This window comes from Thalassotalea hakodatensis (genome assembly GCF_030295995.1).
Classification (GTDB): domain Bacteria; phylum Pseudomonadota; class Gammaproteobacteria; order Enterobacterales; family Alteromonadaceae; genus Thalassotalea_C; species Thalassotalea_C hakodatensis.
In genome coordinates, this window is record NZ_AP027365.1 from 718757 (window position 1) to 735082 (window position 16326).

At 37.5% G+C, this 16326-nt stretch carries 12 protein-coding genes and 3 pseudogenes; 8 read left to right on the plus strand and 7 right to left on the minus strand.

The features are described from left to right. Nucleotides 1–4: 4 nt before the first annotated feature. The gene (locus QUE72_RS03070; protein WP_074498677.1) at nucleotides 5–1153 is read left to right on the plus strand and encodes a saccharopine dehydrogenase family protein; all 1149 of its coding nucleotides are present in this window, start codon (nucleotides 5–7) and stop codon (nucleotides 1151–1153) included. 82 nt (nucleotides 1154–1235) lie between these two features. Here QUE72_RS03070 and QUE72_RS03075 read toward each other — a convergent pair whose 3' ends face one another. Continuing rightward, nucleotides 1236–1913 (minus strand): hypothetical protein, encoded by a 678-nt coding sequence (locus tag QUE72_RS03075; protein ID WP_074498678.1) that lies wholly within the window; start codon nucleotides 1911–1913, stop codon nucleotides 1236–1238. 334 nt (nucleotides 1914–2247) lie between these two features. Here QUE72_RS03075 and QUE72_RS03080 point away from each other — a divergent pair, with 334 nt between their 5' ends. After that, nucleotides 2248–3291, plus strand: a complete 1044-nt coding sequence (locus QUE72_RS03080; RefSeq protein ID WP_286271473.1) for an energy transducer TonB — start codon at nucleotides 2248–2250, stop codon at nucleotides 3289–3291. 123 nt (nucleotides 3292–3414) lie between these two features. Here the strand turns inward: QUE72_RS03080 and QUE72_RS03085 are convergent, their stop codons facing one another. Next, entirely contained in the window at nucleotides 3415–4059 is a 645-nt protein-coding gene (locus tag QUE72_RS03085; RefSeq protein WP_286271475.1) for a hypothetical protein, read from the minus strand. Between the two features lie 228 nt (nucleotides 4060–4287). Between QUE72_RS03085 and QUE72_RS03090 the strand changes: the two genes are divergently transcribed. Next, complete coding sequence (locus QUE72_RS03090) at nucleotides 4288–7233, plus strand: nSTAND1 domain-containing NTPase (protein ID WP_286271477.1); 2946 nt, start codon at nucleotides 4288–4290, stop codon at nucleotides 7231–7233. Between the two features lie 231 nt (nucleotides 7234–7464). Here QUE72_RS03090 and QUE72_RS03095 read toward each other — a convergent pair whose 3' ends face one another. Further along, complete coding sequence (locus QUE72_RS03095; RefSeq protein WP_286271478.1) at nucleotides 7465–7758, minus strand: type II toxin-antitoxin system RelE/ParE family toxin; 294 nt, start codon at nucleotides 7756–7758, stop codon at nucleotides 7465–7467. Further along, nucleotides 7758–7997 (minus strand): type II toxin-antitoxin system ParD family antitoxin, encoded by a 240-nt coding sequence (locus QUE72_RS03100; RefSeq protein ID WP_286271480.1) that lies wholly within the window; start codon nucleotides 7995–7997, stop codon nucleotides 7758–7760. Before QUE72_RS03100 ends, QUE72_RS03095 begins: the two co-directional genes overlap by 1 nt. Nucleotides 7998–8125: 128 nt before the next feature. Here QUE72_RS03100 and QUE72_RS03105 point away from each other — a divergent pair. Beyond that, a protein-coding gene (locus QUE72_RS03105; protein ID WP_286269112.1) for an IS3 family transposase occupies nucleotides 8126–9318 on the plus strand; the annotation gives its coding sequence in 2 pieces (ribosomal slippage) (nucleotides 8126–8431 and nucleotides 8434–9318; 1191 coding nt in all). Between the two features lie 475 nt (nucleotides 9319–9793). Here QUE72_RS03105 and QUE72_RS03110 read toward each other — a convergent pair. Beyond that, nucleotides 9794–11019 (minus strand): annotated as a pseudogene (locus QUE72_RS03110) (IS110 family RNA-guided transposase). Between the two features lie 130 nt (nucleotides 11020–11149). Between QUE72_RS03110 and QUE72_RS03115 the strand changes: the two are divergent. After that, on the plus strand, nucleotides 11150–11377 hold the full coding sequence (locus QUE72_RS03115) for a DUF6429 family protein (RefSeq protein ID WP_286271481.1): 228 nt from the start codon (nucleotides 11150–11152) through the stop codon (nucleotides 11375–11377). 48 nt (nucleotides 11378–11425) lie between these two features. On the opposite strand, the pseudogene QUE72_RS03120 reads toward QUE72_RS03115, so the two are convergent. Continuing rightward, nucleotides 11426–12376: pseudogene (locus QUE72_RS03120) on the minus strand (IS110 family RNA-guided transposase). 337 nt (nucleotides 12377–12713) lie between these two features. Here QUE72_RS03120 and QUE72_RS03125 point away from each other — a divergent pair. Both QUE72_RS03125 and QUE72_RS03130 read left to right on the plus strand, forming a co-directional pair. Then, nucleotides 12714–13208, plus strand: a complete 495-nt coding sequence (locus QUE72_RS03125; RefSeq protein ID WP_286271483.1) for an AAA family ATPase — start codon at nucleotides 12714–12716, stop codon at nucleotides 13206–13208. Nucleotides 13209–13335: 127 nt separating this feature from the next. Further along, the gene (locus QUE72_RS03130; RefSeq protein ID WP_286271487.1) at nucleotides 13336–14523 is read left to right on the plus strand and encodes an alpha/beta hydrolase-fold protein; all 1188 of its coding nucleotides are present in this window, start codon (nucleotides 13336–13338) and stop codon (nucleotides 14521–14523) included. Nucleotides 14524–14594: 71 nt separating this feature from the next. On the opposite strand, the gene QUE72_RS03135 is transcribed toward QUE72_RS03130, so the two are convergent. Beyond that, on the minus strand, nucleotides 14595–15416 hold the full coding sequence (locus tag QUE72_RS03135) for an acyl-CoA thioester hydrolase/BAAT C-terminal domain-containing protein (protein WP_286271489.1): 822 nt from the start codon (nucleotides 15414–15416) through the stop codon (nucleotides 14595–14597). Nucleotides 15417–15539: 123 nt separating this feature from the next. On the opposite strand from QUE72_RS03135, the pseudogene QUE72_RS03140 reads away from it, so the two are divergent. After that, a pseudogene (locus QUE72_RS03140) lies at nucleotides 15540–16104 on the plus strand (IS110 family transposase); the annotation flags it as partial. Nucleotides 16105–16326: the final 222 nt, after the last annotated feature.

The window sequence follows — 16326 nt, forward strand, 5'->3', positions numbered from 1 at the left end:
TCCTATGAAATCAACCATTCATTGGCTTGGCGTTGGGCTATCTGCCACGCCAGGGATCAAATACCTATCAAATTCATCACATAACCTAGTGGTATGGAATCGTCGTACTGATAAAGCGCAAACCATGCTAGATGAGGCAAATATTCAATGTGAATTAAAGCAGTTAGATTGGTCTGTTTTAGCTGAAAATGTTAAATCAGGAGATATTTTAGTCTCGATGTTACCGGCTAATATGCATGTTGAAGTGGCACAGCTTTGTTTAGATAAATCAGCGCACTTTGTTTCAAGCAGCTATATTGCGCCTGAAATGAGAGCGCTTGATCAACAAGCAAAAGCGAAAGGCTTAACCTTTATCAATGAAATTGGTTTAGATCCAGGCATTGATCACTTATTCGCACATTTATTAGTGGCACGCTTCAAAGAAAGTGAAGCGTGTAATGCAGAATCAAAATTGTATTTTCGCTCATATTGTGGCGGCTTTCCAAAAACGCCGAATGACTTTAAGTATAAATTCAGCTGGTCACCGTTAGGGGTACTTAAAGCATTAACCTCGCCTGCTAAGTGGTTAGAAAATGGCGTAGAAAACAACTCGAAAGGTCCGTGGGAAGCGTTAAAAGATATTCATATCAGCGCTGTTAATGAAACATTTCAAGCGTATCCAAACCGCGATTCTATTCCTTTTGTTAAGCAATATGAATTTGAACCTGAGTGGCAAGTTGAAGAGTTTGTTCGTGGCACGTTACGATTAAATGGTTGGTCACAAGCGTGGCAATATTTATTTGATCAAGTAGGCGACCTACAGGGCGAAGCTGGTTTAGCAAAAATGGAAGCCATTAGTAAAGACTTAGAAGACAAGTATAGCTATGAAGAAGGTGAACCTGACCGTGTTGTTATGTCTGTTGAGTTAGAAGCAAAACAAGCAGATAACACCGTTTGGCACCAACGTTACTATATGGACGCTGCAGGTAATAATGAAGGACAAGCAATGGCACGTTTAGTGTCAATTACCGTGGCATTGGGTATTGAAGCGGTGATCAATGGCGATATTCCTGCAGGTGTTCATGCTGCACCTAGTCAGCCTGATATTGCACAACAATGGTTAGATAAACTCTCTAAACTTGGCCAATCGGTACACATTGAACAACTTGTTTAAATGATATTTCCCCCTAGCTATGTTTTTATTTGTAGCACTGGCACCCCTTAGTCTTTACTAAGGGGTTTTTTTATACCTTCAATTATGCAACTTGTTTCTTCTCACCAAGTAACAAACTACCGTCTTCTAAAAAACTTAAAATGATTTGCTTAGCGGGTCGATTATCGTCAAATAAATAACTGTATTTTTCGATGATTCTGTCTCTATCTGCTTGCGACCTTGCTGTTGCCATTTCATCTCGAAAGGGTTGGCCTTCCATAATACCGGCATAATGGCTTGCTAAGGCAGCGGTAGTTCTAAGCGCGTTTTCCACGATAGGGTTTTCTGTTAATGCTTGTTTTAATTGAGCTGTATATGGGTAATCTGCGGGTATCACAATTTGACCTTCATTATCAAACGAGATTGTTTCAGGTGGTGATGTGATATTGTATTGCGTTAATAGGTCTTTAAACTTTTCTTGGGAATATTTTGCCAACGTATCAACATTATGCGCCGTTGGTAATAAGAGTTCTACATCTTTTAACGAGACTGGGGTAGCTTGCGGGCCAGTGGCTAGATATTCATCGAGATTAATATCATTATTGCCTTGGTTGGTGTTCATGTTAAAAACAGATTCAGCGCGTACCTCGGCTTTGGCACTTTCCGATTTATTCGGCTGATATCCTGCGAGAATTTGCGCAAAAGCATTACCGTTTTTTGCGTTATTTATTTGGTTTGAGCTTTGTATTTGGGTGTGAAAAGCGTTGTTGGTAATTTCCATTTTTCCTGTTACCTTATCGTTTTTAAACTAAGTCACTAACAAAAACCTAGCAATAATCACTCCATTTTCAGATAGGTTAACGATATTTTGCACAAATACTTTGCACGGGTGATTAACGTTATAGATAGGTTTTGATGAAAGCATATTAACTGAAAATGTTGAAGGGATTGTGTGACGAACCCTTACCGATTTATTGTGTTTACGGCAAGTTGTTGCCGATAATGAATAAGGTAAACAGCAATAAGCAACATCTAATGGCTTAACTTTGTAAAACAATAGCGCTAGAGTATTGCTTACTGGTAAACGTGAAAAATTAATTTCGTAAAGGACGCTTATGAAAATATGGACATTGCTTTTTTGCCTAATGACGACATTTGCCAGTGCAAATGACTGGCAAAACATAAAAAGAATAAATCCTAAATACCCGATTAAAGTGATTAAACAAAACCTTGAAGGCTGTGTTACCGTACAGTTTTTTATCAATGAACAAGGGCAGACGCAATTTGTTGAGCCGATAGCCAGTAGTCATCAAGTGTTCGAAGGTGAAGCTGTTAAAGCAGTTGCGCAATGGCAATATCAAACTGAACAACCTTCGCCGCAAGCACAACGACAGAAAGTTATGCTGGAATTTAGGCTTAGCGACACTGAGCAAACAATATACGCTACTGATGATTGTCGTGCTGAATTAACCAATGAAAGCCATAACATCAACACATTTCGACAAGAACGTTTAGCAACACCAACCTTTGGCAATAGCTATAAGGAGTGGATACAGAATTCCTTCCCTTACCATGGCGTATTAAATCTTGAAGAGTCTAAGTTTTTAGCAAACGCCTTAGTGAGTATATTCAAACAATTTCCAGGAAGTGTCGATGAGAAAAAGCAAGCCTTCATAAGTTTGGTTAATGGTTTGAATTATTTTGATATTTTACAGCAGTATGAGTTGGTAAGTAATCCAATAAAGGTGGCTAAAAAGGTTGTTGAACCAATTGTAGATGCTAAAACATTATCTATTACGCCTATTTATCATGTCGCTAAATATTGGCATATTGGTGATATGACGATTAGTTTGGATGAGTCAATGTACCCGCTTATTGAGGAACGAAAGCTAGCGGTAGAGTTTACCATTTCTAAACGCGGTAAAGTAACGTTGGTAGATTTTTGTCGACCAATAGAAGCTTCTTTAAAGCAAGCATTGACACAACAAATTAGTGAATGGCAATTAACTCCATTAACAGTGGCAAAGGCTAATATAAGAACCATTATGCTGCTGCCATCACCACAAAATTCAGCGTCTTATATTGACTGCGATGCAACGTGGCACGACGTTGAAATGAACAAAATAGCTGAAATGGAAAGAAACGCAGTATACCGATAGCAAGCTATTTTAGTGGTCAACTAAACGCTTGCCGCTCTTTGTAACTAAGGCCTGTTGAACTTTCGAGGTTAAATGTTGTTCGAACTAAACGCGAATGATCAACAGGCCCTAGTGATTACACTATCAGTCAAAGGGAATTACTTGTACTATTTGCTCTTCTGATTGAAGGGTCATTTTAATATCGTATAACGACATTTCAGTTTGTTCTTTTGTTGATTGATCGGTATTAATCACTAATTCATTTTTACTATCATGCCATGCAATATCAACAATGACGTCTGAGGCCACAGGTACAAGATAAGCTCGTTTACGTTTTAAAGAATACATTTTTGCAGGGTATCGTGAATTATTGTTGGATAAATACTGCATCCATTGACCATTTGGCGACCATTGGGCATTAAAATTCAATGGTTTTTTACTTTGAAAGCTGTGTTCAATGAGCGTTGCTGACTTATCTACAATATTAAAAAGCCATAAATTTCTGTTATTTTCGGTAAAGGTTAGATATTGATCGCTGCTCGCCCAAGTAATGTTAGCCAAGTGTTTTGCTCTTGGAATAAGGTGCTCGGTGATAATTCGACCTTCTGAATTGCTAATCACTAGATAATTTAGACTTTGTTTATTGACAAACTTCGCCTTTAATTCTTTAGAAAAGCTCCATGTTTCATTACTCTGTGTTGCAAGTCCATTTATGTTTTGCGCATTAACCAATAAATGAAAAAGCATTAGTTGAATGACTATCAATATTTTCATTGTACAGTTCATCATCTGTGCTCCTTAGGTTTTTTAATATTTACGTGTTACTTCCTGTACTAGCAGTATTGTTCAAAAAATATTAAAAAGACTTACGGTTTTCTTACCATTTTAGTGGCTGTTAAAAACTTATTATTATTCAATTGGTTATGTTTAATTTATTTTGGGGAGTTAAGTGGCAGAAGCTGACCTTATGCTGTAAGCTTTATTGATAATTTACTGTTTAAATAGAGGCTGCAGAGAATGGATTCTAATAGCACCGCTGAATATACTGAGCAACCACGTACTTTTACTTTAGGCACATGGACGGTTGATGGAGACTCTAATCAACTAATAAAAGAAGGAACACGTTTAACCATCGAGCCCAAGATGATGGATGTGTTGATTTATCTTTGTCAAAATGCGGGTGAAACCGTTAGTGCAGAACAGTTATTAATTGCTTGTTGGGCGGGTACATTTTACGGGGATGCTCCTGTACAAAAATGTATTGCAGGATTAAGAAAAAAGCTGGGCTGTAACTCAAAAAAACCGAGCTTTATTGAAACAATCTATCGCCGTGGTTATAAAATCATTGCTCCAATTAATTTTTCTACGAAATCTAATCAAGTATCACAACGTCAAACGCTAAAAAAATGGACGCAAGGTTCACCATATTTAGGGTTAAACACCTTTAATGAACAGCATAGTTCAATTTACTTTGGCAGAGCTAAAGCTATTGTAGACGTTATTTGCCAATTAAAGACGAGTATTAAACGACCAAATAACTTTCTATTGATTTTAGGTAAAAGTGGCAGTGGAAAATCATCATTAATGAGAGCAGGAGTGTTGCCTTATCTTAACAGTGAAACGGGTTTTTCTCAGCTTAAGGTGACTCAATACCATTTTATTAGCCCTAGCCAATGTATCGATGAATCACCTATTTCAGCATTAGTCCATGCGTTAGATAAACTATCATTAATTAAAACGACAATGGAACTATCAAGCTTAATTTCGCATATTGAAATAGACCCAATTCAGTTAACAAACGCTTTAAATTCTCACAATAACCTAGACCATAATAAAGCAGCGCTTGATCAACCCGAGCAAGTAAAAAATTACAAACTACTTGTTATCGACCAATTTGAACAATTTCTGTTAGATGAAAATTTAACGGTCAAATTAAAGCAAAACTTAGTGAGTTGTTTATTGCAAGTAGCGCAATGTGAACAGTTACTTTTTATTGCAATGCTTAGAAATGATTTTTATGCTGAGTGTCTTGATGTAAAAGGCTTTTATGAATTAAAAGACCAGGGAAAACAGTACGATTTACAAGCGCCAACCCCAGTAGAAATTAGTCGAATGATCAGAAACCCTGCAATTGCCGCAGGATTAAGTTTTGAACACGACAAAGAAAATGAAGAGCATTTAGACGAAATATTACTTGCTGCTGCGGTTAAAAATCCAGATGCATTGCCACTGTTAGAATATACCCTTGATTTATTGTACCAACAACGTAGTAGTAATAATGTATTGTTGCTTAGCGCATATCGAAAAATGGGGGGGATTGAAGGGGCGATAGCTCAACAAGCTGAAAAAGTATTCAATAGTTTACCGATTAATGTTCAAGCATGCTGGGACAATATTATGCATGCCTTAATTCAAGTTGATCACAAAAATAAGCATAATGTAACGGCACGAAAGCTACCTAAAAACTACTTTAAGAAACCCATTGAAAAGCAGTTTATTCAACATTTTCTTAATGCTCGTTTGTTTATCACTATCATTCAGACAAACACAGGTGAACAACATAGTTACTCCACTGATAATCAAGGTAGCGATGCACAAGATTGTCAATTTATAACTATTGCGCATGAAGCTTTGTTAAAACATTGGCAACGCATTCAATTATGGCTTAGCAACAACAGCGTAGCTATCCATAAACGAGAACAACTCGCTGACGATTGCATATTTTGGCTAAATACTGGTAAAGCTACCGACGCACTACTCAATTCCAAGCAAAAAGTACTTGATGCTGAAGAATTAATTAAGCGCAAAGAAGTAACCTTAAATGATAACGAACTCGCTTTCATTAAGAGTTCTAAACGTTATCAGGGAAGGAAAAAGTTTACGTTAAGCTTTGCTATTATCGCACTGATAGGTTTTAGCATATTGACTTGGTTTCAAGCGAAGCAAGTGGCAAATGAGCGAGATATCGCTTTAGTAGAAAATCAAAAAACAAAAGCCATTTCAAAATTTTTAACAGAAACGTTAGCGGCTAGTAGCCCTTTTGTTGCCAAAGGTAAAGACGTTTCATTAACTAATGTACTTGATAATGCAGGCAGAAAACTCAATGACTCCACGCAAAATGCCTATCCTCCTCATGTTGATGCTTTACTTCATAAAACATTAGGGCTTATTTATATTGATTTAGGGAAAATAGAACCTGCTGAGCAGCATATAAATAAAGGACTTGAGATTTATAAAGCACACCATTTAGCAAAAGATGGGGGCTATTTAGGTTTGTTGTTTAATTTAAGCCGGCTAAACGTAATAAAATATGGAGCCGACAAGTTACCGGTGATTAAAGAAACCATTGAGGTTAGCAACCAAATCGTTGGCGAAGACCATCAAGATACTTTAGGAGCACTAGATAATTTAGCAACATATTATTTAGCTAAGAAAGACTTTGTACAGGCGGAAAAAATTTTTAAACAAGTATATCAAAAGCGAACACAACTTTTTGGCGCTGACTATCGTCACACGTTGTATTCAATAGAAAAGTTAGGGAACCTTTACTACGCCCAAAAAGACTATGAGCAAGCAGAACATTATTATCAGCTTTGTATAGACAAATGGCTAACTAAGTCAGGAATTAATAATCCTTACACACTTTATTGTATGAAAGGTGTATTTTTAACTCAAATGGCAACAGGGCAATATCAGTTAGCCGAACAATCGTTAAATCAGCATATAAGCGCTGCCACATTAGTTTTTGGGCCTGAACATCCTGAGGTATTAAGTGCACATCATTCTTTAGCTGAGCTTTATCTGGCAACTGAAAGATATGAGCAAGCAGAAACGCTTTTTCGACAGACTCTTAAAATAAGTGCAAAAGTATTAGGTGAAAACCACAAAGAAACGCTAAAAACAAAAACACAATTAACATATTTGTTAAATCAGCATCGTGCTGAACTGATAAAGCAACCTTAAAGTCGTTGGTCTGTAAAACAACGATTTTATTTCAGGCAGTGTTTTAAGAGCAATATTTTCATAATTTGTAAGATAATTAAGACGTTGTTCAACATCTGATCTTCCCCCGCAAAAGTGGACACCTTCCACTTTTGCGGGGGAAGATCACTAAAACAGTTTGCTCGTTTTTTGCAAAGAACCGCAAAAAAGCCAGCCAACCATTTTAGCCTCTTAGCAAAGCGTTATATTTTTCTAGAGTGCGGAGTTTACATCCATACTTTTATGCAATATTCGCACGATAAATATTTGGCTGTTTTTATACTCTTTGTAATAGATCACATGACTAGCTTGTGGGTATTTACTGTAGCCCTCTCTAATATAATCACAGTTAATGCCTAGTTCGGGTTCACCAGCTAATAAATGGAATGTACTATCTAATACTTTTAGGTAATCATTCCGTTGAGATAGTCCCCAAGTAATTTGGGTATATTTAGCTATTTTAATTAAGTCTGTTTTGGCTTTCGCAGATAATACAAACTTATTCATTAATGGTTATCTTTATCTAAATCAGTCAATAAGCTTTCATAACTGTACTCAGCAACACCGCTTTGTTCGCCTTGGATTAACATATTGCGTAAATTTAACAGCTTAGCTTCTTGATCTTCTAAAGCTCTTAATCCAGCTCTAACAATTTCACTTGCTGAGCCATAACGACCAGTGTTAAGTTGTTGGTTTATAAACTGATCAAAATGATCGCCTAGTGTTACGCTTGTATTTTTAGCCATGATGTAAAACCTCATAAGTACCTATATATAATATATTATGGTATAAAAAATATAACAAGTCACTCAAAAGGACAAATGCACCTCCCCCGTTTTGGTGGACACCTCCTCATCATATTGAGGAGGCTACAATGCCCAAATATACACAACCTAGAAAAACATGGTTTTACCCAGTAAGTTTCAAAATCAAAGTAGTCAAACTAAGCTTAAAAGACAATGTCATGTCAAAGGATGTTGCTTTAGCACTTGATATTCACCCGTTTATGCTCAGTCGTTGGCGGAAGGAATACAGAGAAGGTAAATTCTCTAAGCATCAGCGCTACCAGGGCAGCAATGAAATAATGAGTAAAGTCCCCACCCAAAAAGAACTGTCTGCAATTCAAAAGCTTAAAAAGGAAAATGAGCGTCTGAAACTGGAGAACGACTTGCTAAAAAAGTGGCAACGGTATCTGGCGGAAGTACATCAGAGCGATTTGGATTCATCCACAAGTTCGGACAAATCTTAGGTGTGAAGTACCTTTGTGATTGGCTCAACGTTTCTCCCAGTGGTTTTTATGCTTGGCGTAATCGTCCTTTATCAGCCAAAGTGTTAAGAGATGCAGATTTATTGCAGCAAATAAAAGCCGTGTTTCATGCTAATCATCAGACGTATGGCAGCCCCCGTGTGTTTTATGCGTTGAAAAGATCAGGTATAAGAACAAGCAAGAAGCGGGTTGCAAGGTTAATGCAAGAGAGTGGCTTGAGAGCTAGAGCAATTAAGACATATAGCAAACCAGCTAAGGTTAAATTTTTCTATAAGGAAATTCAAAATAAGCGTAGAAATATAGACAAGCCGACAGCGACAAACCAGCAATGGTCGGGTGATATCACGTATCTTAAAGTTGGTGCACGTTGGCATTACCTTGCTGTCGTTATCGATTTATACTCTCGTCGTGTTATTGGCTGGGCCTTTGGTAAAAACAAATCAACTGAGCTGACGTTAAAAGCATTGCGGCTTGCCATTAAAAAACGCAAACCCACTGAAAGAGTATTATTTCATACTGACCGAGGTGCCGAATATCGAGCCCACAATGTTCAGCACTACTTAAAAATTCACAATATTAATGCCAGTATGAACCGGCCTGGATGCTGCACAGATAATGCTGAAGTGGAGTCGTTTTTTCACTCATTGAAAGCTGACATCATTCGAGGAAATCGTTTTGAAACAATGAGTAAGTTACATTCTAAACTAAAAGGTTATTTAAATTACTTTTACAATAGACAGCGATTGCATTCAAGTTTAGGATATCAACCACCAGTTGAGTTTGAATTGGCAGGAAAATAAAAGTGGAAGGTGTCCACTTTTGCGGGGGAAGATCACAATAACAGTTGGTTTTTGCTCCTTCGTCGCTTATTTTAACCAACTATTATTTGCCTATTAACAGGGCGTTGGTATGACTCTCCACGTCAAGTTAAACCATAAAGATCTCTGCTTTTTTTCGAGCCATAATTTCTCTCTTATCAAGTTGAGTGAGTTAACGCATAGATGAAGCAAGTAAATTCGTCGGTTATCATGCTGATATGACTACAGGCGTCCTGCCTTTCGTAAATCAGCTTCGCTGTTCAAAATCGTTCCAGACGATTTTGTCGTGGATTATTAACCTTTCGGTTAACAGTGCCTACCTTACTTGTTCCGTCGTGACACCTGATTTCAGTCTATGCTCGTGGTTCAATAGCCATTAGGCTATTGCCATCCTAACGCCCTCGGTTGTTGTGCCACTCCCGATGCTTGATCCAATGCGCTAACTCAATACTTGTGTTCATGCAGGTAACCTTGAAATACGTGTACGTGGATCCATTGGTGTTATCACAACTTCCCGTGATATCGCCCAAATATACGCGATCATTTCTCGCGCTATTGCAGTAACCACTACATTGCGGTGTTTACCTTTTTGCATGAGACGTTGATAACGACGACATAACCTAAGTTGAGCTTGCCAGGCAATATCAACGATTTCTTTGCTTAACTCTTCTTGCCGTTTTTGAAGTTCTGTGGATATATTGGCTTTGTGTTTGTAGGTTTGAGCACTTTCAATCAATAACCGTCTGGCTCGACCATTGCCGCACTTCGTTATTTTTCCTAATCGTCGAGTATCACCACTAGAACTTTCACTTGGCACTAACCCAAGGTAGGCCATTAACTTTCTGGGATGATCAAAACGTCGTAGATCCCCTAATTCGGCAATAGTGCCCACGGCAACTAACATACGTACACCGCGCATGGCTTGAATCGCTTTTACAACAGGGTAATAGCGCCATTGTTTCACTTGGTGTTCAAGTTCGTTCACTAAACGAGACACACGTTTCATTCGCTCGGTGATGGTTTGTATCATTTATGAAATACGTCCTTGTATTTCACCTAAAAGGCCAGCTAAAGCTGTTCAAATCTTTTCCATAAAGATTTGTCTTGCAAGAAAATTTGTTGACTAGGGTGGGGCAACACTAATTCGGTTAACCAACGTAAATGTTGATTAGACCAGTTATCGTTTACCTTACAGGTTATGTTGTTCCTTAAAAACAAGCCTTTGAGTTGGTATTTAGCGTCTTTTAAGTCTTTCATGGCGGTTTCACGTGCGCGAGATAAATCCCGAATGGCTTCATCTTCTGCTTCGGGTACATAAATAGCGGTGAGCGTTTCTGCCTTGAAAAGTAGCGCTAGTTTAGCCGCATCACGTTTATCTGTTTTTACTCGGTCGCCAGGTTTTTTAGGAATGAGTGAAGGAGCTACGATATAACAGCAATGACCAAGGCTGGTTAACAAACGATAAATCCAATAGCCACAAGGGCCTGCTTCATAAATAAAGTGCAGTGTTGCTTTAGGGTATTTTGATTGTAGTTGCCTAGCGAGCTTAATAAAGGCGGATTTATTGGTATTAATTCTACCTAATGATTCAGGTTTAGCTCCTCGTTCGTCTTTTAAAACAGCGAGTTGTGTAAATGTTTTATGGGTATCTAATCCAATAAAAATTATGCTATGGTTATTCATGCTGATCTCCTTTTTTAGTATTTAACAAACTAATTATGGCTCTGGCTATCAGCTAATCCACGAATGATTGGAGATCAGCACTTTCGTGGGGAGTCATTATGTCTATGCCCTTCGGGTTTTGGAGTTAATCATGAACATTGATGAAGATAAAATAGATGAGGCAGCTTTAGCTCTAATGTATCTTACATTGCATGATCACTTTCGAGCATGGAAACAAATTGATTGGGAAGTGACTAATCGGTTACATGAAAAGGGTTTAATTTGCGATCCCGTTGGTAAAGCTAAATCTGTTGTATTAACAGATGAGGGGCTCAAAAAATCTGAAGAGTTGTTTCATAAACTGTTTGCAAAAAGTTAAGCGGTAAACTGGGCATATAACAAGAGACTATGGCGTCAATAGTTAATTTTACACTTTTGGCGCTTCCCACATTACACCGTCTCTGAGCATCGAATTTAAAATCACAATCATCTTTCTGATACACGCTATTATCGCAACTCTTTTAGGTTTACCAACGGCCAGTAATCGTTGATATGTTGCTTTAAAAACGGGGTTTGATTGCATCGCTGACATCATTGCCATGTACAATACGGTTCTAACTTGTGCACGACCTCCTTGTATCTTTCTTTGGCCTTTATATCGCCCACTTTCTCTATTCATTGGTGCTACTCCCACTAAGGCTGCCGCTTGTTTACTGTTGATATAGCCCAATTCTGGTAAGTTACTAATGATAGATGCTGCGGCTATTTTTCCAATCCCAGTCATGCTTTGTAAAATCATGTTTTTGGCTTGATAATCAGGACAGCTCTCGATGACTTCGACGATTTTCTTTTCTATTTTATCTATTTGATTTTAAAATGCTGTGAGTATTGGTTTTATTGTCATGGCGAGGTTCTTTGGGAGTATTTGTAAGCGGTTCTTTTCCATGGTTTGCATCACAAGAAGTTGATTTCTACGCGCAACTAAATCACTCATAACCTGCATGGTATCTGGTTTCAACTGTGACAGCCTGGGTTTAATCGCCTCACCATAATGGGCAATTAATTGGGCATCGAGTTTGTCGGTTTTAGCGCGTTGACCAATGGCACCAGCAAAACGTTTAATATGAACCGGGTTGGCTATCACAAACGGTAAGTTTGCTTTGGCACATGCCATAATGAACGGCATTTCAAGGCGTCCTGTTGCTTCAATGATGATGCGCGTTGGTTTGTGTTTTTTGATAATAGAAACGGCTTTTTTAATGCCTGTTTCATCATTGTTCACTGTGAAATATATATCGAGAGGACGAATATAAATGTCGAGTTGATATTTACCCGTATCGACACCAACGTTAATGTTTTGATTTGTTTTAGTATTCATAATAAGCTAACCCTTGCTTGCATAATGCGGGTTCGAGACCCAGTAGACTATTCGAGTATTTTGCTTGGAGTTCTAGAAGGTGTTCTTTCTTGTTATCGGTCTCTCAATTGAGGAGCCATCAATCAATCGAACTGCCTAATAGAAAAGCTATAGTTGCTGCTATAGCTTGGGTCTCACTTTACCGAATAAGTTTAAGTTTTGTGGGTTTATTATCCATACAAGAAAATCAACAAAGACAATATTTACAGTTGGCTTTCCGTTCGAGCCTCACTTATTTAAGCCAAACTGTTATGAGCCGCTTAATGTGGCTTTATGCATCAATAGAGAACCACAAAAAATGGCGAGATTAATTATTGTTACCGGTCCAACAGGGGCTGGGAAGACCACATATTCCTTATCTTTATCTAAGGATATTGGGGCAGTTCGCTTCTCTATAGATCCGTGGATGCAGAATTTATTTTCAAAAGATATGACCTCCCTTGATTATGACTGGATGATTGAGAGGGGAAATCGGTGTTATGTTCAAATCTGGCAGGTTGCTGAACAAGTTTTAAAATTAAACGGCAGCGTGGTTTTAGATTTAGGCTTCACGACTAAAGAGCAGCGCTGTCATTTTACTGATCTAGCTAAGAAGCTGGGCATTGAGCCAGAAGTACATTATTTGAGCGCGCCAAAAGATATTCGCAAAAAGAGAGTAGAAAAAAGAAACGTAGAGAAAGACCCTATTGTTTATTCCTTTCCGGTTACTGATTTCATGTTTAACTTTATGGAGCCAAAATATGAAATCCCTGACGAACAAGAGCTAGCAAATGGTCGTTTCATAAGTGCATAACAAGCACAGGCTGCAGGGCGCTGAAAATCTCGCCTGCTGCGAGTGTAATGTGGAAAATTGAGTATGTGCACTCTGGAATCTTTACCTAAATTATCGAAAATTTAACAAAATAAAAGGAATTAATTTTATGAAAAAAAATTTATCAATTAGTTATTGGTTATCGGCAACTATCTGTTTTATCGTCACTTCCTTTAATTCCTTTGCAGAAGACAACAATATAAATATAGGGTTTAAAACTGAGATAGCGTCAACTCTCTTACAAGAAAATTACGAGTTATGGATTCACCTTCCTGAAAACTATAGTGACGCTAAAAAATACCCCGTTTTATACTTATTAGACGGCAAGAATAACTTCGCCCACACGGTAGGCACGTTGAGTTACCTAAAATCAGGAGAGAGGGTGCCTGAAATGATCGTTGTAGGTATTTCTAGTAAAAATAGAATGAGAGACTATACACCGACAAAAATTGAAACAAGAAAATCGTCCGGCGGTGGAGAGAAGTTTCTAGATTTTATTGAACAAGAACTGATTCCTTATATAAATAAAAAATATAGTACAGAAAGCTATAAGATATTTTCGGGACATTCTCTTGGTGGCCTTTTAGTTGTGCATACCCTTCATTCTCGGCCAAATTTGTTCCAAGCACATTTTGCCTATAGCCCTTCTTTATATTGGAACAATAAAGATACCGTTAAAAAAACACTTGATTTTCTAACTCACAAAAAAGAATTCCCAAACTATCTTTATATTAATATAGGAAATGAAGGGCTTATAAGTGACCACCCAAGCGGACTCGCTATGCGAAGTGCTTTCAAAGAATTAAATGCTAAGTTAAAACTCAATAAACCTAATAACTTTTTATTTAGATTGGATGCTTTTGATCGTGAAAAACATGGAACTACACCTGTTGTTGGGCAGTTCAATGCCTTTCGTGATTTGTATGAACCGTGGTTTATACCTTTTGAGCCATTAAAAGAAGGCTTACAAGCAATAGAAAAATACTATCAAATGTTATCTGTACGATATGGTTATGAAGTTAAGCCTCAAAAATCTATCATTAATGAAGCTGCTGATTACCATTTAAATACAAACAATGGCTTCAATGAAGCAATAACATTGTTAAAGTTCAACACGAAAAATTATCCGACATGTATTAAATGCTATAGCGACCTTGCTAATGCTTATGAAAGATCAGGGAAATTTAGTGAAGCAATTGAACAAATAGATGTTGCTATGAAATTTAGTGATGAGCTTGTCCCCCATTTGACTGAACATAAAAAAAGACTGCTTGTGTTAATTAAGACACAAGGGTAATTATTGTTTCATCAATATTTCTATAATTTAGAGTTAGTTTAAAGTTGCCACATAACAAGGTCTTGTTAGCACTACAACGTACGCACAAAATGGTCAATTATTGACTGTTTAATTTCAGGCGCTGTCTCTTGACTAAAACCATGACCTGTCGGATATGCGTTGTGTGTGACGGAATATTTAAACTTATGTTTTTTAAGGTATTCCTCTATCTCGTTCGACATTCGAAATGAAGGCCAAACTTGATCGTTTTTTGCTGAAATCAGCAATATTGGACCATTTATTTTTTCGAAAGAGAATAATGAGTTTGCTACATTTTCTTTATTTTCTAAAGCGACTTCAAATCGATTAAGTAAAGGAGCCTTTTCATCGAGTTCCAAACTTAAAGCAGGAATATCTTTTCCGTTAAATGTCCACGCTGACTTTGCTGTAGTCATTCCGTACCAAGCTACTTTGCTTGGAGTTGTCGCCACAACAGATTTGATACGTGGTTCCATTGATGCTAATAAAAGCGCTAATTCAGCTCCCCTTGAACCACCAACAAAACCAATTTTTGACGAATCTATTGAAGGTACAGTCTCAAGATAATCAATTGCACTTAAAAAGTATTCTAAGGGTATTTGATCTAGTGTCTGAGCAATCCCTTTTTCTTTAAAATAGGCAAGCCCTAATACAGCGATCCCATGTGGTGCAATCATTTTACCATTGGCATCACCTGTGCCGATTCCTCCCTCAGAACCACCGATTGCAATAACCACAGGAACTTTTTCAGAGGTCTTAGGAAGATATAGATTGGCAACAATGTTTTTGAAACTCACTTTCTTAACAAAATAGTCTTGCGCATTTGATACGCTCGAAAATAAAGTTATCAATATAAATATTAATTTAATACGCATGACTTCCTCTTGTAGTGCTAGACATAATGATTCCCCACGAAAGTACTGTTCTCCAACCATTCGTGGATTAGCTGATAGCCAGAGCCATAATTAGTTTGTTAAATACTAAAAAAGGAGATCAGCATGAATAACCATAGCATAATTTTTATTGGATTAGATACTCATAAAACATTTGCACAACTCGCTGTTTTAAAAGACGAACGAGGAGCTAAACCTTAATCATTAGGTAGAATAAATCCGCCTTTATTAAGCTCGCTAGGCAACTACAATCAAAATACCCTAAAGCAACACTGCACTTTATTTATGAAGGAGGCCCTTGTGGCTATTGGATTTATCGTTTGTTAACCAGCCTTGGCCATTGCTGTTATATCGTAGCTCCTTCACTCATTCCTAAAAAACCTGGCGACCGAGTAAAAACAGATAAACGTGATGCGGCTAAACTAGCGCTACTTTTTAAGGCAGAAACGCTCACCGCTATTTATGTACCCGAAGCAGAAGATGAAGCCATACGAGATTTATCTCGTGCACGGAAAACGGCCATGAAGGATTTAAAAGACGCCAAATTTCAACTGAAAGGCTTATTTCTTAGAAACAATATTCAATGTGAAGTTAAAGATAACTGGTCGAAAAAACACTTACGCTGGTTAACAGAATTGGTGTTGCCCCTCCTAGTCAACAAATTGTATTGTAGGACAAATGAAACAGGTGAATGTTAAGTAGGCTTTTATGACGGAAATATTATCCAAACTATTAAAGGCTTGATGTTTAAAGGGCATAGAATCTTAACGCGGTTTTTCAGTTGGCGTTTAGAAAGAGCAAATGTAGTTTGTGATAACTTGGAGTTCTGTAAATAACTGTACGGAAAATTAGTTGAGTAAAAATAAATACTTAAATATACTCTTTGCTATTA